Below are 18,470 nucleotides of genomic sequence, written 5' to 3'. Positions count from 1 at the left end.
TCAGCTTAATCCCACGGCGGCCGTTAGCAAGGTGTCTGCGCAGATATCTGTTCATCAATGCGTGGCAAAGTGTATCTTCTGCCAGCTATTACTCCGATTCCGACGTTTTTTCCGACTTTTCGTGCCGAGGGCTGGCACTTCGGTGGCAACGCGGTGGTCATAGCCTGCGAATTTCATTCAGCACCTTTCCTCCTAGGGATTAAGTCATGCTCCGTTCCTTGCGCTGTGCTGCCTTGCTGGGCAGCCTTTTTTTGAGTGCGTCAGCACTGGCCGTCGATATCGACCAGGCCAGCTATGGCTACCCTTTGACGAACCCGTTCGAAGCGACCATCGCCACCACGCCGCCCGATCTTCGGCCAACCCTGCCGACTGACGACGAGATCAATCAATCCGACTACACCTTGAACATGCGCCCCGAGCGCGAGTTCAGCCTGCCGGACAACTTCTGGGCGGTGAAGAAACTCACCTACCGCATTGCCAAGCAGGACCGCGCCGCGCCGCTGATCTTCCTGATCGCCGGCACCGGTGCGCGGTTTGACAGCAGCATCAATGAATACCTGAAGAAACTGTATTACCAGGCCGGCTATCACGTGGTGCAGCTGTCTTCGCCGACCAGCTTCGACTTCATCAGCGCCGCGTCGCGCTTCGCCACTCCGGGTATCACCCAGGAAGACGCCGAAGACATGTACCGCGTGATGCAAGCCGTGCGCGCGCAGAACGCCTCGCTGCCGGTCACTGACTTCTACCTGACCGGCTACAGCCTGGGCGCCCTGGACGCGGCGTTTGTCAGCAAGCTCGACGAAACCCGTCGCAGCTTCAACTTCAAGAAAGTGCTGCTGCTCAACCCACCGGTCAACCTCTACACCTCGATCACCAACCTCGACAAGTTGGTACAGACCGAGGTTAAGGGCATCAACAACACCACCACCTTCTATGAGCTGGTACTGAGCAAGCTGACCCGTTACTTCCAGCAAAAGGGCTACATCGACCTCAACGACGCCCTGCTCTACGACTTCCAGCAATCCAAGCAGCACCTGACCAACGAACAGATGGCCATGCTGATCGGCACTTCGTTTCGTTTCTCCGCTGCCGACATCGCCTTCACCTCGGACTTGATCAACCGTCGCGGCCTGATCATCCCGCCGAAATACCCGATCACCGAAGGCACCAGCCTCACGCCGTTCCTCAAGCGTGCCCTGCAGTGCGACTTCGACTGCTACCTCACCGAACAGGTGATCCCGATGTGGCGCGCCCGCTCCGACGGCGGCAGCCTGCTGCAACTGGTTGACCAGGTCAGCCTGTACGCGCTCAAGGACTACCTGCACGCCAGCCCGAAGATCGCCGTGATGCACAACGCCGACGACGTGATCCTGGGCCCTGGCGACCTGGGTTTCCTGCGTAAAACCTTCGGCGATCGCTTGACCGTCTACCCGCTGGGCGGCCACTGCGGCAACCTCAATTACCGCGTCAACGCCGACGCCATGCTGGAGTTCTTCCGTGGCTAAATATCTTCTGCTGCTTGCCGCACTGATGTGCGCGGGCGTGGCCAATGCCGACAACAGCAAGGCCCATGAACCGGTCAAGGTCGGTGCCGACGGTTTCAAGGAACCGTTGACCAAACTCAAGTTCAACGCCGGCCTGGACCAGCGTGAATTCGAGCGCTCGTCGCTGACCGCGCTCAACGTCTACGACCCCCTGGAGTCGTGGAACCGCCGCGTGTACCACTTCAACTATCGCTTCGACCAATGGGTGTTCCTGCCGGTGGTGGACGGTTACCGCTACGTCACGCCGAGCTTCCTGCGCACCGGCGTGAGCAATTTCTTCAACAACCTGGGCGACGTGCCCAACCTGTTGAACAGCCTGCTGCAACTCAAGGGCCATCGCTCCCTGGAGACCACCGGACGCCTGCTGGTCAACACCACCATCGGCATCGCCGGCCTGTGGGACCCGGCTACCGCCATGGGCCTGCCGCGCCAGAGCGAAGACTTCGGTCAGACCCTGGGCTTCTACGGTGTGCCGGGCGGCGCCTACGTCGTTTTGCCGATCTTCGGCCCGTCGAACCTGCGCGATACCGCAGGCTTGCTGGTGGACTACACCGCCGAGTCGCAGATCAACTTCCTCAACGTGTCCGAGGTCAGCTCCAACCACCCGGAAATCTGGGCTCTGCGCGCCGTGGACAAGCGCTACCAGACCAGCTTCCGCTACGGCCAGATGAACTCGCCGTTCGAGTATGAGAAGGTGCGCTATATCTACACGGAATCGCGCAAATTGCAGATTGCCGAGTAAACAGCGCCCCTTACAAGATCGTTCCCACGCGGAGCGAGGGAACGATCATCTCTCTCATACAAAAAAGGCCATTCGACTGAATGGCCTTTTTTATGCCTGTTAGTTCATGCCCTGAGCGCTTTCCAGCCTTTGCCGACCACGCTGACCACTGCCAACACCACAGCCCCGGCAATAACCCCCGCCACCGCATTCAGCAATGTCGGCATCAACCAAGCCAGCGCCCCGGCGTTCTGGCTCACGGTTTCGATCCAGTGATGCACCACCGGCACGCCATGAGTCAGGATCCCGCCGCCGACCATGAACATCGCCGCCGTGCCGATCACCGACAGGCTTTTCATCATGTACGGTGCCGCACTCAAGATGGCGCCGCCAATACTGCGCGCCACTTGGCCCGGCTTCTGTGTCAGCCACAGCCCAAGGTCGTCGAGCTTGACGATACCCGCGACCAACCCGTAAACGCCTGCGGTCATGACAATGGCGATGCCCGACAGCACGATCACCTGCTGGGTAAGCTGTGCGTCAGCGACGATGCCCAGGGTGATGGCGATGATTTCGGCCGACAGGATGAAGTCGGTGCGAATCGCGCCTTTGATCTTGTCCTTTTCGAAGGCCACCAGGTCCGTCGCCGGGTCGGCCACGGCTTCGCTTAACTGCGCGTGATCGGCCTGGTCTTCTGCCTTGCTGTGCAGAAACTTGTGCGCGAGTTTTTCAAAACCTTCGAAGCACAGGTAAGCGCCGCCCAGCATCAACAACGGCGTCACCGCCCAGGGTGCAAACGCGCTGATCAGCAGCGCCGTCGGCACCAAGATCAACTTATTGACAAACGAGCCCTTGGCCACCGCCCACACCACGGGAATTTCGCGCTCGGCGCGCACCCCGGACACTTGCTGGGCGTTCAGCGCCAAGTCATCGCCGAGCACACCCGAAGTTTTCTTCGCCGCCATTTTTGTCATCAGTGCAACGTCATCGAGTACAGCGGCGATATCGTCGAGCAGAACCAACAAGCTGCTTCCTGCCATGAATCGGGTATCCGTAAAGTGAGAGATGGCGCGAGCATAGCGCGGCGCAACGCTTTGCGGGCACATTGTTGAGGCCCGCGGATGGCCGGTGCTACCATGCGCAACCGCCTGTCCTGGCAAGGAAGTTCCTGGTTTATGAGCACCATTCGCGAGCGCAACAAAGAAAAGATCCTGCGGGCGGCAAGCGAGGAGTTCGCCGACAAGGGCTTCGCCGCGACCAAAACCAGCGACATCGCCGCCAAGGCGGGACTGCCCAAGCCCAACGTCTATTACTACTTCAAGTCCAAGGACAACCTCTACCGCGAGGTGCTCGAGAGCATTATCGAGCCGATCCTGGCCGCTTCCACGCCGTTCAACCCCGAGGGCGAGCCCAAGGAAGTGTTGAGCAACTATATCCGCTCGAAAATCCGCATCTCCCGCGACCTGCCGTTTGCCTCCAAGGTGTTCGCCAGCGAAATCATGCACGGCGCTCCCCACCTCAGTGCCGAGCAGGTCGAACAGCTCAATGCCCAGGCCAAGCACAATATCGACTGCATCCAGCATTGGGTGGAACGCGGCCTGATCGCGGCGATCGAGCCCAACCACTTGATGTTCAGCATCTGGGCCGCGACCCAGACCTATGCCGATTTCGACTGGCAGATTTCGGCGGTGACCGGCAAGGCCAAGCTGGATGAGGCGGATTATGAGGCGGCGGCGCAGACGATTATTCGGTTGGTGCTCAAGGGGTGTGAGCCGGACTGAAAGACCGCAGTGCCTGGGCTAATCGGGGGCAAGTCGAACCGTCGCACCGCCCCTCCCACATTTGACCGTATTCACAAATCGAAATCTGTGAACCCAATCAAGTGTGGGAGGGGGCTTGCCCCCGATGCTTTTCAAGATTACCCAAAGATCAAGCTGACACCCCCGCATCCGCCATCAACCCCACCCCCTCGATCGCCGTGATCGCGCACTGCTCATCAATATCCGACGTATCCCCGCTGATCCCGATCGCCCCCAGCACCACGCCGTCCTGATTTCGAATCAATACCCCACCCGGCGCCGGCACCACGCTGCCCTGGCCCAGGCTGTTCAGCGCCGCGATGAACGCCGGACGCTGCTGCGCATCCAGCGCCAGCAGCCGTGAGCCTTTGCCCAGGGCAATCGCGCCCCAGGCTTTGCCGATGGCGATCTGCGGGCGCAGCAGGCTCGCCCCGTCTTCGCGTTGCAGGGTGACCAAGTGGCCGCCACTGTCGAGCACCGCGATGGTCAGTGGCGCGGCGGCAATGGTGCGGCCTGCGGCCAGGGCCTGGCTGGCCAGTTGGGTGGCAAGTTTCAAGGTTAAAGCGCTCATGGTGCCGTCCTTCTTTTTATTGGGAATGCGGTGGAGGTCTGTTTGATCAGATGCTTGATCGAACAAATAGAACACAATGATATTTATTTTTGTATACAATATTTCCAAACAAACCGTCCATACGTCGAAAAAAGCCGTTCCGACGAACGCAAAGGCCAGTTTACAAAATGCATTGACCTGCGCTAGTCGCCGTGAATACACTTTGTCCAGACACCACTTGTATACAATTACAAAACGCAAGAGGCACCAAAACCATGAGCAAAATGAGAGCAATCGAAGCCGCCGTCCTGGTGATGCGCCGTGAAGGGGTGGACACCGCCTTCGGTATCCCAGGCGCCGCGATCAACCCGTTGTATTCGGCCTTGCAGAAGGTGGGTGGCATCGATCACGTCCTTGCTCGCCACGTTGAAGGCGCCTCACACATGGCCGAGGGCTACACCCGCACCAAGGCCGGCAATATCGGCGTGTGCATCGGCACCTCGGGCCCGGCGGGCACCGATATGGTCACCGGCCTGTACAGCGCCTCGGCCGACTCGATCCCGATCCTGTGCATCACCGGGCAAGCGCCCCGTGCCCGCATGCACAAGGAAGACTTCCAGGCCGTCGACATCACCAGCATCGTCAAGCCGGTGACCAAGTGGGCGACCACCGTGCTCGAACCCGGCCAGGTGCCCTACGCGTTTCAGAAAGCCTTCTATGAAATGCGCTCCGGCCGTCCTGGCCCGGTGCTGATCGACCTGCCGTTCGACGTGCAGATGGCCGAAATCGAGTTCGACATCGACGCCTACCAGCCGCTGCCCCTGGCCAAGCCATTGGCGACACGCATCCAGGTGGAAAAGGCCCTGGCCCTGCTCGACCAGGCCGAACGCCCACTGCTGGTGAGCGGCGGCGGTGTGATCAACGCTGACGCCAGCGAGTTGCTGGTGGAATTCGCCGAGTTGACCGGCATTCCGGTGATCCCGACCCTGATGGGCTGGGGCACCATTCCCGACGATCACCCGCAGATGGTGGGCATGGTCGGCCTGCAAACCTCCCACCGCTATGGCAACGCGACGATGCTCAAGTCGGACGTGGTGCTGGGCATCGGCAACCGCTGGGCCAACCGCCACACCGGTTCGGTGGAGGTGTATACCGAGGGCCGCAAATTCATCCACGTCGACATCGAACCTACCCAGATTGGCCGCGTATTCACCCCAGACCTGGGCATCGTGTCCGACGCCGGCGCCGCGCTGACGATGTTCATTGAAGTCGCCCGCGAGTGGAAAGCCGCCGGCAAGCTCAAGGACCGCAGCGCCTGGCTCCATGATTGCCAGCAGCGCAAGGCCACCCTGCACCGCAAGACCCACTTCGACAACGTGCCCGTCAAGCCGCAACGGGTGTACGAAGAGATGAACCAGGTGTTCGGCAAAGACACCTGCTACGTGAGCACCATCGGCCTGTCGCAGATCGCCGGCGCGCAGTTTCTGCATGTGTATAAGCCACGCCACTGGATCAACTGCGGCCAGGCCGGGCCCTTGGGCTGGACGATTCCGGCGGCGCTCGGGGTGGTCAAGGCCGACCCGAGCCGCAAAGTGGTGGCCCTGTCGGGCGACTACGACTTCCAGTTCATGATCGAAGAGCTGGCCGTGGGCGCGCAATTCAAGCTGCCGTATATCCACGTGGTGGTGAACAATTCCTACCTTGGCCTGATCCGCCAGGCGCAACGCGGCTTTGAAATGGACTACTGCGTGCAGCTGTCTTTCGACAACCTCAACGCCCCCGAACTCAACGGCTATGGCGTGGACCACGTCGCGGTTGCCGAAGGCCTGGGTTGCAAAGCCCTGCGCGTGTTCGAGCCGAGCCAGATCCAGCCGGCGCTGCGCCGCGCTCAGGAAATGATTGAAGAATTCAAGGTGCCGGTGATCGTTGAGATTATTCTGGAGCGCGTGACCAATATTTCCATGGGCACCGAGATCAACGCCGTCAACGAATTCGAAGACCTGGCCCTGGTCGGCAACGACGCACCGACCGCCATTTCCCTGCTCGATTAAGGAGAACCCTATGCCGCGCTTTGCCGCCAACCTGTCCATGCTGTTTACCGAGCAGGATTTCCTTGCCCGCTTCAAAGCGGCCGCCGATGCCGGCTTCGAAGGGGTGGAGTACCTGTTCCCGTACGAATTCAGCTCAGCTGAGATCAAGGCGCAGCTCGACGCCAACGGCCTGACCCAGGTGCTGTTCAACCTGCCGGCCGGCGACTGGGCCAAAGGCGAACGCGGCCTGGCCTGCCACCCCGACCGGGTCGAAGAATTCCGCGCCGGGGTCAAGCTGGCTATCGCCTACGCCCAGGTGCTGGGCAATACCCAGGTCAATTGCCTGGCGGGCATCCGGCCGCAAGGCGTGGATGACGAAACCATTGAGAAAACCTTCGTCGCCAACCTCAAGTACGCCGCCGACAAATTGCAGGCAGCGGGTATCAAGCTGGTGATGGAGATGATCAACACCCGCGACATTCCGGGTTTCTACCTCAACAATACCGCGCAGGCTCTGTCGATCCGCGAGCAGGTGGGCAGTGACAACCTGTTCCTGCAATACGACATCTATCACATGCAAATCATGGAGGGCGATCTGGCCCGCACCCTGGCCACGCGCTTGGGTGTGATCAACCACATTCAACTGGCCGACAACCCAGGGCGCAACGAGCCGGGCACCGGTGAGATCAACTACCGCTTCCTGTTCGAGCACCTGGACCGCATCGGTTACACCGGATGGGTCGGCTGTGAGTACAAGCCGCTGACCACCACCGAAGCGGGGCTTGGCTGGCTCAAAAGCCACAACGCCATCTAGCAGACACAACACCAAACAATGTGGGAGGGGGCTTGCTCCCGATAGCAATCGTTCATTCAACAGGTGTGTCGACTGATGCACCGCTATCGGGAGCAAGCCCCCTCCCACATTGGCTTGGCAGCGTCTAAAAGACCGCGCCATATCTAATAAAAAAGAGGACTTCATCATGGCTAAAATCGGATTTATCGGCACCGGCATCATGGGCCAACCCATGGCCGCGAACCTGCAGAAAGCAGGTCACCAACTGTTTCTCTCCGAACATCATGGCAAGGCCCCGGCTGAACTGATCAGCGCCGGCGCGGTGGCCTTGGCCAACCCCCAGCAAGTCGCCCAGGAAGCCGAGTTCATCATCGTCATGGTGCCCGACACCCCGCAGGTCGAGGACGTGCTGTTGCGCGCCGACGGCGTGGCCGCCGGCCTGTCGCCGAACAAGGTGGTGATCGACATGAGCTCGATCTCCCCCACCGCCACCAAGGCGTTCGCTGCGAAAATCAACGAGACCGGCGCGCAGTACCTGGATGCCCCGGTGTCCGGTGGTGAAGTCGGCGCCAAGGCCGGCACCCTGAGCATCATGGTCGGCGGCGAACCGCAGACCTTCGAGCGCGCGCTGCCGCTGTTCCAGGCGATGGGCAAGAACATCACCCTGGTAGGCGGTAACGGGGATGGCCAGACCGCCAAGGTCGCCAACCAGATCATCGTGGCCCTGAATATCCAGGCGGTGGCCGAAGCGCTGCTGTTCGCCTCGAAAAACGGCGCCGACCCGGCCAAGGTGCGTGAAGCGCTGATGGGCGGCTTTGCCTCGTCGAAGATCCTGGAAGTGCATGGCGAACGCATGATCAAGGGCACCTTTGATCCAGGCTTTCGTATCAACCTGCACCAGAAGGACTTGAACCTGGCCCTGGCCGGGGCGAAAGAGTTAGGGATCAACTTGCCGAACACCGCCGGCACCCAGCAAGTGTTCAGCACCTGCGCGGCGCTTGGCGGCGGTAACTGGGACCATTCGGCATTGATCAAGGGGTTGGAGCATATGGCGAATTTCTCGATTCGCGATAAATAACCCACACCACTCTCCCCTGTTGAAATGCATTCAAAGGTGGGAGGGGGCTTGCTCCCGATTGCGGTGTGTCAGGTTATGGATGAGGTGACTGAAACACTGCTATCGGGGGCAAGCCACCTCCCACATTTGGCCCTCATTTCATAGCTGGGTTGTTGCACCTCTAATAACAAAAATTCCCTCGGGAGCCTGCTTATGTCGGTCGATCCGCAACACCTGCTTCGCGAGCTGTTTGCCACAGCCATCGACGCCGCCCACCCCCGGCAAGTCCTTGAACCTTACCTGCCCGCCGACCGCAGCGGCCGGGTGATCGTGATCGGCGCCGGCAAGGCCGCAGCCGCCATGGCGCTGGTTGTGGAGGACTGCTGGCAGGGCGAGGTTCGCGGCCTGGTCGTCACCCGCTACGGCCATGGTGCGCCGTGCCAGAAAATCGAAGTGGTCGAGGCCGCCCATCCCGTGCCCGACGCTGCCGGCCTCGCCGTGGCCAAGCGCGTGCTGGACCTGATCAGCCATCTGACCGAAGACGACCGCGTGATTTTCCTGCTCTCCGGCGGCGGTTCCGCGTTGCTCGCCCTGCCCGCCGAAGGCATCACCCTGGCCGACAAGCAAAGCATCAACAAAGCCCTGCTCAAATCCGGCGCCACCATTGGCGAGATGAATTGCGTGCGCAAGCACCTCTCGGCGATCAAGGGCGGGCGGTTGGCCAAGGCCGCGTGGCCGGCCACGGTCTATACCTACGCGATTTCCGATGTGCCGGGCGACCAGGCCACGGTGATCGCCTCCGGCCCCACGGTCGGCGACCCGAGCACTTCGCAACAGGCCCTGGCGATTCTCAAGCGCTACGGCATCGACGCGCCCGCCTCGGTGCGCAACTGGTTGCAGAACCCCGCGTCGGAGACCGTCAAGCCTGGCGACCCGCTACTCGCCCGCAGCCACTTCCAGTTGATCGCCCGGCCGCAGCAATCCCTGGAAGCGGTGGCGGTAAAAGTACGCCAGGCCGGGTTCAGCCCGCTGATCCTCGGCGACCTCGAAGGTGAAGCGCGCGACGTGGCCAAGGTGCACGCCGGCATTGCCCGGCAAATCGTGCAGCACGGCCAGCCATTAGCGGCGCCGTGCGTGATTCTCTCCGGCGGCGAAACCACCGTCACCGTGCGCGGCAATGGCCGTGGCGGGCGCAACGCGGAGTTTCTGCTCAGCCTCACCGACAGCCTCAAGGGCCTGCCCGGCGTCTATGCCCTGGCCGGCGATACCGATGGCATCGACGGCTCGGAAGACAACGCCGGCGCGATCATGACCCCATGCAGCTACCGCCGCGCCGAAGCCCTGGGCCTGAGCGCCAGCGACGAGCTGGACAACAACAACGGCTACGGTTATTTCGCCGCGCTCGACGGGCTGATCGTCACCGAGCCGACCCGCACCAACGTCAACGACTTCCGCGCCATCCTGCTCCTCGAGACTGCCAAACATGACGCCTGACAAGAAGGTCAAAATCCTCGCCACCCTGGGCCCGGCCACTGATGGGATCGATGACATCCGCGAGCTGGTGGAAGCCGGGGTGAATATCTTTCGCCTCAACTTCAGCCATGGCGACCACGCCGATCACGCGCAGCGCTATCAGTGGATTCGCCAGGTGGAGCGCCAGTTGAACTACCCGCTGGGCATCCTCATGGACCTGCAAGGGCCCAAGCTGCGCGTCGGGCGCTTTGCCGAGGGCAAGGTGCAACTGGTGCGCGGCCAGGCGCTGCGCCTGGACCTGGATGAAACACCGGGCGATCAGCGTCGGGTCAACCTGCCCCACCCGGAAATTATCGCGGCACTGGAGCCGGGCATGGAGCTGTTGCTGGACGACGGCAAGCTGCGCCTGCGCGTGCTCACCAAGCATGCCGATGCCATCGACACCACGGTGCTCAATGGCGGCGAGTTGTCCGATCGCAAAGGCGTGAACGTGCCGCAGGCGCTGCTGGAACTCAGCCCGCTCACCGCCAAGGACCGTCGCGACTTGGCGTTCGGCCTGGAATTGGGCGTGGACTGGGTGGCGCTGTCGTTCGTGCAGCGCCCGGAAGATATCCGCGAAGCCCGCGAGCTGATCGGCGACAGGGCGTTCCTGATGGCCAAGATCGAGAAGCCCTCGGCGGTGCAACGGCTGCGGGAAATCGCCGAACTGAGCGACGCGATCATGGTGGCCCGCGGCGACCTGGGCGTGGAAGTGCCGGCCGAAAGCGTGCCGCAGATCCAGAAGGACATCATTAAAACCTGCCGCCAATTGGGTAAGCCGGTGGTGGTGGCGACACAGATGCTCGAGTCCATGCGCTTTTCCCCGGCGCCGACCCGCGCCGAAGTCACCGACGTGGCCAATGCGGTGGCAGAAGGCGCGGACGCGGTGATGCTGTCGGCGGAAACCGCGTCGGGCGAGTACCCGCTGGAAGCCGTGCAGATGATGAGCAAGATTATCCGCCAAGTTGAAAACGGCCCGGACTATCAGGCCCAGCTGGATGTCAGCCGGCCCAGGGCGGACGCCACGGTGTCGGACGCCATCAGCTGTGCGATCCGGCGTATCAGCAGCATCCTGCCGGTGGCGGTGCTGGTGAACTACAGCGAGTCGGGCGCCTCCAGCCTGCGTGCGGCCAGGGAGCGGCCGGTGGCGCCGATCCTCAACCTCACGCCGAACCTGTCCACGGCGCGGCGTTTGAGCGTGGCGTGGGGGGTGCACTCGGTGGTCAACGATCGGCTGCGCCAGGTGGATGAGGTGTGTTCGACGGCGCTGGAGATCGCCCAGGCCCAAGGGATGGCGCAACGCGGGGATACGCTGGTGATTACCGCCGGGGTGCCGTTTGGGCAGTTGGGGTCGACCAACTCGCTGCGTATAGAGACGTTGATTTAGCGCTTGCTCGGGCCTCATCGGGGGCAAGCCCCCTCCCACATTGGACGCGTTCACATCTGTAAATTTGTGAACCCAATCAAGTGTGGGAGGGGGCTTGCCCCCGATGGGAACAACTCGGTCCTCCTGAATACCCATCATGCACAACTCCACCTGCCCCGACTGGGCCGAAGCCCTGCTCAACGGCTTCAGCCAGATTTTTCTCCAGCGCCATCCACTGTGCGGCCTGCTGTGCCTGCTGGCGATCCTGATCGGCGCCCCGGCGTTGCTCGGCGGCGCCTTGCTGGGCGGCGTCGCGGGTTTGCTCACGGCCCAGCGCCGGGGTTACCCCAAGGCCGAACGCCAGGCCGGGCTGTATAGCTACAACGGCGTCTTGCTGGGCTTGTTGATCAGCCAGCACTTCGCCTGGTCGGCTCTGGTGCCGCCACTGATCCTGGCGTGCGGCGGCGTGAGCGCGATGCTGGTGCGGCAGTGGTTGAAACTGGCCTCGCACCCCCAGGACCTGCCCGCCTACACCGCACCCTTTGTCGGCCTGGGCTGGTTGTTGCTGGGCACCATGGCGCCCGCTACCTTGGCCCTGATCGAGCCCGATACCCTGGCGCTACTCGGCGCCCCGTTCACCGGCCTGGCCCAGGTGATGCTGCTCGACCAGCCCCTGGCCGGGGCCTTGATCGCGCTCGGCCTGCTGCTGGCTGAGCGGCGCGCCGCCTTGTGGGCAGTGATCGGCGCCAGCGCTGGCGTACTGGTCGCCTTGCTGCTCGGCGAAACCAGCGGCGCCGTGCTCGGCCTGCACAGCTACAACCCGGCGCTCGCCGCCCTGGCGCTGAGCCAGGCGCGGCGCCAACCCTGGTTGCCGCTGCTCGGCATCGGGCTGGCCATTGTGCTCGCCCCAGGTTTTGCCGCCCTGCACCTGCCGGCACTGACCGCGCCGTTCATTCTCAGCTGCTGGCTGGTGCGCGCCAGCCAGCGAATGCTGCGCACACCGCGCATGGACAGGCCGTTCGAATCCCCCTAGGCTTTGCCGATATTCACCTCAGGCGGGACTTATGGACAGCAACAACGACTGGCGCCAGCGGCTCTACGTCATGGTTTTTCAAAGCGACACCGTCGCCGGGCGGCGCTTTGACGGCATCCTGTTGTTGATCATCCTCGCCAGCCTGGTGATCGTGATGCTCGACAGCATCGACCAGATCCACCAGAACTACGCCGACGTGCTGGCGTATATCGAGTGGGGCTTCACCCTCATCTTCCTGATCGAGTACGGCCTGCGGCTTTACTGCTCGCCCAAGCCATTGCGCTATGCCTTCAGCTTTTATGGCCTGGTGGATCTGCTCGCCATCGTTCCCGGCATCCTCGCGCTGTACTACAGCGACGCGCAGTACCTGCTGATTATCCGCATCATCCGCATGCTGCGGATCTTCCGCGTACTCAAGCTGAGCCCCTACCTCAAGCAGGCCAACTACCTGATGGCGGCGCTGCGCGGCAGCAAGCAGAAGATCGTGGTGTTCCTGGTGAGCGTGTGCACCCTGGTGACGGTGTTCGGCACCTTGATGTACGTGATCGAGGGCCCGGAACACGGGTTTACCAGCATTCCCAAGGGCATCTATTGGGCGATCGTGACGCTCACCACCGTGGGCTTTGGCGACATCGTGCCCAAGACTCCCCTGGGCCAGGTGATTTCCTCGCTGGTGATGATCACCGGTTACTCGATCATTGCCGTGCCCACCGGGATATTCACCGCAGAGCTGGCGAGCGCCATGCGCGGTGAGCAGCTGCAAACCGACTGCCCGGTGTGCCAGAAGAACAGCCACGAGCCGAATGCAGCGTTTTGCTCACGCTGTGGCAGCAATCTCTTTAAGAAAGTGGAATAAGCAAAGTTCTTTTTAATCTTTAAGCGACTATGCGGCCCCGGCTATAGTCGCTGGCATTGTGCCTCCCACCTTCTCTCGAACAACAAGGAATGAGCAGTGAAAAACATCCTCAGCGCCTCTCTCCTGGCCGCCGGCCTGGCCCTGGCCGGCGCCGTCCAGGCGGCACCGGTTACCCTGCTCAACGTCTCCTACGACGTGATGCGTGATTTCTACAAGGACTACAACGCCGCCTTCCAGAAGCATTGGGATGCCGAACACCCGAATGACAAGCTGACCCTGCAGATGTCCTTCGGCGGCTCCAGCAAACAAGCGCGCTCGGTGATCGACGGCCTGCCGGCGGACGTGATCACCATGAACATGGCCACCGACATCAACGCCCTGGCCGACAACGGCAAACTGGTACCGGACAACTGGGTCACCCGCCTGCCGAACAACAGCGCGCCGTTCACCTCGGCCACGGTGTTCATCGTGCGCAAGGGCAACCCCAAAGCCCTGAAAGACTGGCCGGACCTGCTCAAGGATGGCGTACAGGTGATCGTGCCCAACCCGAAAACCTCGGGTAACGGCCGCTACACTTACCTGTCGGCCTGGGGCTATGTGCTGAAGAACGGCGGCGATGAAGAAAAAGCCAAGACCTTCGTCGGCAAGCTGTTCAAACAGGCGCCGGTACTCGACACCGGTGGCCGTGCCGCCACCACCACCTTCATGACCAATCAGATCGGCGACGTGCTGGTCACCTTTGAAAACGAAGCGGAAATGATCGCCCGCGAATTCGGCCGCGATCAGTTCGAAGTGATCTACCCAAGCGTCTCCGCCGAAGCTGAGCCGCCGGTGTCGGTGGTGGACAAAGTGGTCGAGAAGAAAGGCACCCGCCAGGCCGCTGAAGACTACCTTAAGTACCTGTGGTCGGCCGAAGGCCAGGAAATCGCCGCCAACAACTACCTGCGCCCGCGTGACCCGACAGTGCTGGCCAAGTACACCGACCGTTTCCCGAAAGTCGACTTCCTGTCGGTAGAGAAAACCTTTGGTGACTGGCGTACAGTGCAGAAAACCCACTTCAATGATGGCGGCGTGTTTGACCAGATTTACTCCGGCCAGTAAGCGTTCCGGTCGGATATACGCGCTAAAAACTGTGGGAGGGGGCTTGCCCCCGATAGCAGTGGGTCAGCCAGCACAGGCATTGACTGATCCACCGCCTTCGGGAGCAAGCCCCCTCCCACATTGGTTTTGTGTAGTGTCATTATTTCGCGGCATGACCGTTATCACTACGAGCGGCCTACTCACTGCCGGCCATTGTCTTTACCCTCTCACGCCATCTTCCTTCGCTTTTATGAGAACACCATGAACGCTACCTCCCAGGCGACAGGCACCATGACCCGAGGCATGGTCATGCTGTTTGCGTTTTGCTGCGGTGCCATCGTCGCCAACATCTATTACGCGCAGCCGATCATCGAACTGATTGCCCCGGACATCGGGCTCACGCCGGCCATGGCCAGCCTGATTGTGTCGCTGACGCAGATCGGCTATGCCCTGGGCCTGTTCTTCCTGGTGCCGCTTGGCGACCTGCTGGAAAATCGCAGGTTGATGATCTTCACCACCGTGGTGGCCATCGCCAGCCTGCTGGGCGCCGCGTTCACCGAGCAGCCCAACCTGTTCCTGCTGGTGTCGCTGCTGATCGGCTTCAGCTCGGTGTCGGTGCAGATCCTGATCCCGTTGGCCGCGCACCTGGCGCCTGCCGAGTCCCGTGGCCGGGTGGTCGGCAGCATCATGGGTGGCCTGCTGCTTGGCATTCTGCTGGCGCGACCGGTGTCCAGCGTGGTGGCGGACCACTTCGGCTGGCGTGCGATGTTCATGGCGGCGGCGGCGTTGATGGTGTTCATCAGCGTGGTGTTGATGCTGACCATTCCCAAGCGCCAGCCGGATCATAGCGCCAGCTACGGTCAACTGCTGGGCTCGCTGGGCAGCCTGTTGCGCCACCAGTCGGTTTTGCGCCAGCGCGCGTTTTATCAGGGTTGCATGTTCGCCACCTTCAGCCTGTTCTGGACCGCTGCCCCACTGGAGCTGGCACGTAATCATGGCCTGACCCAGAGCGAAATCGCGCTGTTCGCCCTGGTCGGTGCCCTGGGTGCCATCGCGGCGCCCATCGCCGGGCGCCTGGCCGATGCCGGCCACACCCACCGTGCGTCGCTGCTGGCGATGCTGTTTGCCGCGTTGAGCTTCCTGCCGGCCTTCGTGCACCCGCTGTACAGTGTGATCGGCCTGGCGGTGACCGGCGTGGTGCTGGACTTCTGCGTGCAGATGAACATGGTCCTCGGCCAGCGCGCCGTTTACGCCCTCGACGCTCAAAGCCGCAGCCGCCTGAACGCGCTGTACATGACCAGCATCTTCATTGGCGGCGCCTTCGGCTCGGCGATTGCCAGCAGCGTGTATGAACACGGCGGTTGGCTGGGGGTGATGCTGGTGGGCAGTGCGTTCCCGCTGGTGGCGTTGTTGCGGTTTCTCAGTGCGTCGCGCCAGGTGGCGGCGGCAACCGCTTAAGAACGCACCAACTTCTCCAAAGCCGCGTCCGCCAGAAATGACGAGCGGCTTTTGACTTTATGCTCGCGCACGTAACGGTCGATGCGTTGGATCACATAGCCGGGCAAGGTCACGTTGACCTTCTCGGTCTTGCCCAGATAGGGCGAGATATCCAGCTCCAACATGCCCCAGCCCATGCCGGCGTAGTCTTCATGGGCGTGATGATTGGCGACCGAGGTTGGCATCGGAATCACTCCGCCCTCGGCGGCGATCTCCTGCAGCATGATGTGCGCAACCTCCACGGCCGCGTTATACGCCTCTTCAAAACTGTCCCCAGCGGTGACAGCGCCCGGAATATCGGGGATCTGGATACCGGTGGCGGTAAAGTCATCGCCCCATTCGATACAGATTGGGTATTGCATGCATGCTCTCCTTAAAACTGAAACAGCCCGGCGCGTTTCCTGATGCTTCTGACGGTGCCCAAGGGAAGATCTTTCTTCGGATGAGGCACCGGGATCGTGTACGGGTTATAGCGGTGGGTAAAAATGTGATGGCTGCCGGTGACACGATCCAGCACCCAACCCGCCTCTTGCAGCTCTTTGATCAATAGCCTGCTTTGCCCCCCTGCCTCCTTGGCTTGGACTGAATAAAAATAACCCTAGAGTTATCTTTACTCAAGCACAGAATTGACTGGTCTGACTGGCGGTTGTTTTACTGAATATGCACAACGGAAGGCGCGCCTGGTGGCGCGGTGGGTGATATCAAAGAGATCTGGGGTAGGCGTTTCGACGCAGTATCGGGCTCAGGCCGAGTGCCCGTGGGCCAGGCAGCAGAGCAAGCGCTCGACCGTATGTTCCAACGGGCCGGAATTATCCAACACGAATAACCCTTCGCCATTGGCGGTGATCAGTTCCTCGGTGAACCGCACGTTGCGTGCCAGGCGTTCCTCAATATCGGCCAATGACTCACGTGCGCGTGCGATCAAACGCTGGCGCAACACCACCTGATCGACCGTCAGCAACAACACCAGCAACGTCGGATAACGCTCACGGGTTTGCGCCAGGTGCGCGCGCGAGCCGTTGACCAGCACGTCCTCCCCAGCCGCCAGCCACTCATCGATCTGCTTGGGAATGCCGTAGGACAACCCATTGGCCTGCCAACTGAGGGCAAATTCGCCTTGCGCCTGCATCGCCGCAAACTGCGCCGGGCTCACTCCCAGCGCCGCTTCACCCACCGCTTCCGCAGACCGGGTGATGACGCGGCGCACAATGCGGCAACCGTGCTCGGCCAACCCTGGGCGTGCGGCCTCGAGCAGGCTGTCCTTGCCCGAACCGGAAGGCCCGATGAGATAGATCAACCTGCCTGCCATCACCACACCCTCTTTGCTTGTTTTCCCACTCATTGGCCCACTGTACCGGTTTGCCCGGTACAGCAGAGTATATCCAGCGGTTGCTAGGCAGCCAGGCCAGCGGTGGTCACCTTACCGGGAAAGGGTGAGCCATGACAGCTGTGATAGCTGCGGTGCTTACTGGGCACAACTCAGACGGCGCAACGCTTGATCCAGACAGGAATTTTCCTACGATCTGCGTGGCTTGCAGTTGCTATAAGGCGCCGTTAGCCTCTCGCAATCGCTGCTCATCAGCGATCAGGCTTGGTCGCCTGGGTTAGAATGGCGCACAGTGCCGCGCAAGCGGCATTCTTGTGCTCGCGTTATGGCGAGCTGTGCGCGGGAGGGCTTAGGGCCCTGCCGGGTTTCCATTCCCTGGTCGACCAACCTGCGTACAGCTCGCCACCCTTCTGCTTGGTCGCGGATGTGGTGAGCTCCAACTGAATGGAGACTGACTGCATGAAAAAGGTTACGCCAAATCCCCCACCATCCCGTCCGGATGACATCCCACAAACCCCGCCCAACCTCATCTTCACCGTACGACCCGGCCTTAGCACCGAAGCGGCGTTAAGCAATGCCAGCGAGATGCTGGGGTCGGCGACTGTATGTGCGTACGACTGCGCCGAGCATCTGGATGGCTCAGGCCGCAAGCAGGTGCTGGCGGTCGTGCAGATGATGGAAATTGCGCAGTTATTGGTGGATGAAGCGTTGAACCGGGAGTGTCCTGTCGCTTGATAATAGGATCGTTCCCACGCTCTGCGTGGGAATGCCACCCTGGACGCTCCGCGTCCTGCTTTTTGCGCACTGGTGACGCGGAGCGTCACGGGATGCATTCCCACGCGGAGCGAGGGAACGATCATTTTACAGTCATGAAAAAGGCGACCTATAAAGGTCGCCTGTTGTCATTGCGCGTACTGCTTGCTCAACCCCGGCGGCACGCCTTGCACGTTGGTTTCTTCCCACGGCCCGTTCGGGCTGATGGAGCGGCTCCAGCCGTTGCTCCAGCGGTAGTAGGTGCGCTGGCGATAGAAGGTGTCGGGCTGGTCGTCGAGTACGTAGACCTGCATCTTGCCGTCCCAGTGGCTGGCGGCGCCGGGAGGTGGGGCGAAGGTTGGCGATTTGGTTGGCAGTGGTTTCGGCGGCGGGGTGACCGGGCCGGAGGGTTTGGTCGTCGGTTGCGTCGACGGGCCGGACGGTGGAATGGTCGGCCCAGTGGGCCCGGGAGGTGGCCGGTGGACCGCACAGGCGCTCAGGCCCACTACCAGGCTGAGCAGGGTGATACGTGCAAATGCGGTCATGGGCGTT

General features: G+C 61.7%; 19 protein-coding genes. 13 read left to right on the top strand and 6 right to left on the bottom strand.

Annotated features, from left to right (window positions below):
* Positions 1-206 precede the first annotated feature (206 nt).
* Both C4J89_RS08655 and C4J89_RS08650 read left to right on the top strand, forming a co-directional pair.
* A complete protein-coding gene (locus tag C4J89_RS08655; protein ID WP_057722697.1) occupies positions 207-1,505 on the top strand; it encodes a serine/threonine protein kinase in 1,299 nt (432 codons plus the stop codon).
* Positions 1,498-2,286: a VacJ family lipoprotein gene (locus tag C4J89_RS08650; protein ID WP_124361970.1), complete on the top strand. Its 789-nt coding sequence runs from the start codon at positions 1,498-1,500 to the stop codon at positions 2,284-2,286. Before C4J89_RS08655 ends, C4J89_RS08650 begins: the two co-directional genes overlap by 8 nt.
* Before the next feature lie 104 nt (positions 2,287-2,390).
* Here C4J89_RS08650 and C4J89_RS08645 read toward each other — a convergent pair whose 3' ends face one another.
* On the bottom strand, positions 2,391-3,305 hold the full coding sequence (locus tag C4J89_RS08645; RefSeq protein ID WP_124414248.1) for a DUF808 domain-containing protein: 915 nt from the start codon (positions 3,303-3,305) through the stop codon (positions 2,391-2,393).
* 135 nt (positions 3,306-3,440) lie between these two features.
* Between C4J89_RS08645 and C4J89_RS08640 the strand changes: the two genes are divergently transcribed.
* Entirely contained in the window at positions 3,441-4,046 is a 606-nt protein-coding gene (locus C4J89_RS08640) for a TetR/AcrR family transcriptional regulator (protein ID WP_124361967.1), read from the top strand.
* Positions 4,047-4,194: 148 nt separating this feature from the next.
* Here C4J89_RS08640 and C4J89_RS08635 read toward each other — a convergent pair whose 3' ends face one another.
* A complete protein-coding gene (locus tag C4J89_RS08635) occupies positions 4,195-4,635 on the bottom strand; it encodes a heme-binding protein (protein ID WP_124403553.1) in 441 nt (146 codons plus the stop codon).
* 254 nt (positions 4,636-4,889) lie between these two features.
* Here C4J89_RS08635 and gcl point away from each other — a divergent pair, with 254 nt between their 5' ends.
* From gcl to C4J89_RS08590, 9 genes are all read left to right on the top strand, one after another.
* On the top strand, positions 4,890-6,665 hold the full coding sequence (gcl, locus tag C4J89_RS08630; protein ID WP_124406717.1) for a glyoxylate carboligase: 1,776 nt from the start codon (positions 4,890-4,892) through the stop codon (positions 6,663-6,665).
* A gap of 10 nt (positions 6,666-6,675) precedes the next feature.
* The gene (hyi, locus tag C4J89_RS08625; protein ID WP_124414247.1) at positions 6,676-7,458 is read left to right on the top strand and encodes a hydroxypyruvate isomerase; all 783 of its coding nucleotides are present in this window, start codon (positions 6,676-6,678) and stop codon (positions 7,456-7,458) included.
* Between the two features lie 166 nt (positions 7,459-7,624).
* Complete coding sequence (locus tag C4J89_RS08620) at positions 7,625-8,515, top strand: 2-hydroxy-3-oxopropionate reductase (protein ID WP_124414246.1); 891 nt, start codon at positions 7,625-7,627, stop codon at positions 8,513-8,515.
* Positions 8,516-8,707: 192 nt separating this feature from the next.
* Positions 8,708-9,988 (top strand): glycerate kinase, encoded by a 1,281-nt coding sequence (locus tag C4J89_RS08615; protein ID WP_124414245.1) that lies wholly within the window; start codon positions 8,708-8,710, stop codon positions 9,986-9,988.
* The gene (gene pyk / locus C4J89_RS08610; protein ID WP_124361961.1) at positions 9,978-11,393 is read left to right on the top strand and encodes a pyruvate kinase; all 1,416 of its coding nucleotides are present in this window, start codon (positions 9,978-9,980) and stop codon (positions 11,391-11,393) included. The genes C4J89_RS08615 and pyk overlap by 11 nt, the downstream gene beginning before the upstream one ends.
* Positions 11,394-11,529: 136 nt before the next feature.
* Positions 11,530-12,405 carry an urea transporter gene (locus C4J89_RS08605; protein WP_124414244.1) on the top strand — a complete coding sequence of 292 codons (876 nt, stop codon included), beginning with the start codon at positions 11,530-11,532 and terminating at the stop codon, positions 12,403-12,405.
* A 31-nt stretch (positions 12,406-12,436) separates the two neighbouring features.
* Complete coding sequence (locus tag C4J89_RS08600; protein ID WP_124414243.1) at positions 12,437-13,261, top strand: ion transporter; 825 nt, start codon at positions 12,437-12,439, stop codon at positions 13,259-13,261.
* 96 nt (positions 13,262-13,357) lie between these two features.
* Complete coding sequence (locus tag C4J89_RS08595; protein ID WP_124414242.1) at positions 13,358-14,362, top strand: sulfate ABC transporter substrate-binding protein; 1,005 nt, start codon at positions 13,358-13,360, stop codon at positions 14,360-14,362.
* Between the two features lie 240 nt (positions 14,363-14,602).
* Positions 14,603-15,799: an MFS transporter gene (locus C4J89_RS08590; RefSeq protein ID WP_124414241.1), complete on the top strand. Its 1,197-nt coding sequence runs from the start codon at positions 14,603-14,605 to the stop codon at positions 15,797-15,799.
* Here C4J89_RS08590 and C4J89_RS08585 read toward each other — a convergent pair.
* The 3 genes from C4J89_RS08585 to phnN form a co-directional block, all read right to left on the bottom strand.
* Positions 15,796-16,200, bottom strand: coding sequence for a type II toxin-antitoxin system HicB family antitoxin (locus tag C4J89_RS08585; protein WP_048729935.1), 405 nt, complete (start codon positions 16,198-16,200; stop codon positions 15,796-15,798). The genes C4J89_RS08590 and C4J89_RS08585 overlap by 4 nt on opposite strands.
* Positions 16,201-16,211: 11 nt before the next feature.
* Positions 16,212-16,385, bottom strand: coding sequence for a type II toxin-antitoxin system HicA family toxin (locus C4J89_RS08580; RefSeq protein ID WP_124361955.1), 174 nt, complete (start codon positions 16,383-16,385; stop codon positions 16,212-16,214).
* Between the two features lie 195 nt (positions 16,386-16,580).
* Positions 16,581-17,147 (bottom strand): phosphonate metabolism protein/1,5-bisphosphokinase (PRPP-forming) PhnN, encoded by a 567-nt coding sequence (gene phnN, locus C4J89_RS08575; protein ID WP_124414240.1) that lies wholly within the window; start codon positions 17,145-17,147, stop codon positions 16,581-16,583.
* A 477-nt stretch (positions 17,148-17,624) separates the two neighbouring features.
* Between phnN and C4J89_RS08570 the strand changes: the two genes are divergently transcribed.
* Positions 17,625-17,900 (top strand): DUF6124 family protein, encoded by a 276-nt coding sequence (locus C4J89_RS08570; RefSeq protein WP_124361953.1) that lies wholly within the window; start codon positions 17,625-17,627, stop codon positions 17,898-17,900.
* A gap of 167 nt (positions 17,901-18,067) precedes the next feature.
* Here the strand turns inward: C4J89_RS08570 and C4J89_RS08565 are convergent, their stop codons facing one another.
* Complete coding sequence (locus C4J89_RS08565) at positions 18,068-18,463, bottom strand: hypothetical protein (protein ID WP_124361952.1); 396 nt, start codon at positions 18,461-18,463, stop codon at positions 18,068-18,070.
* Positions 18,464-18,470 lie beyond the last annotated feature (7 nt).

It is taken from the genome of Pseudomonas sp. R4-35-07 (assembly GCF_003852235.1).
Taxonomy (GTDB): Bacteria; Pseudomonadota; Gammaproteobacteria; order Pseudomonadales; family Pseudomonadaceae; genus Aquipseudomonas.
This window is presented reverse-complemented; position numbering and strand designations above follow the sequence as displayed.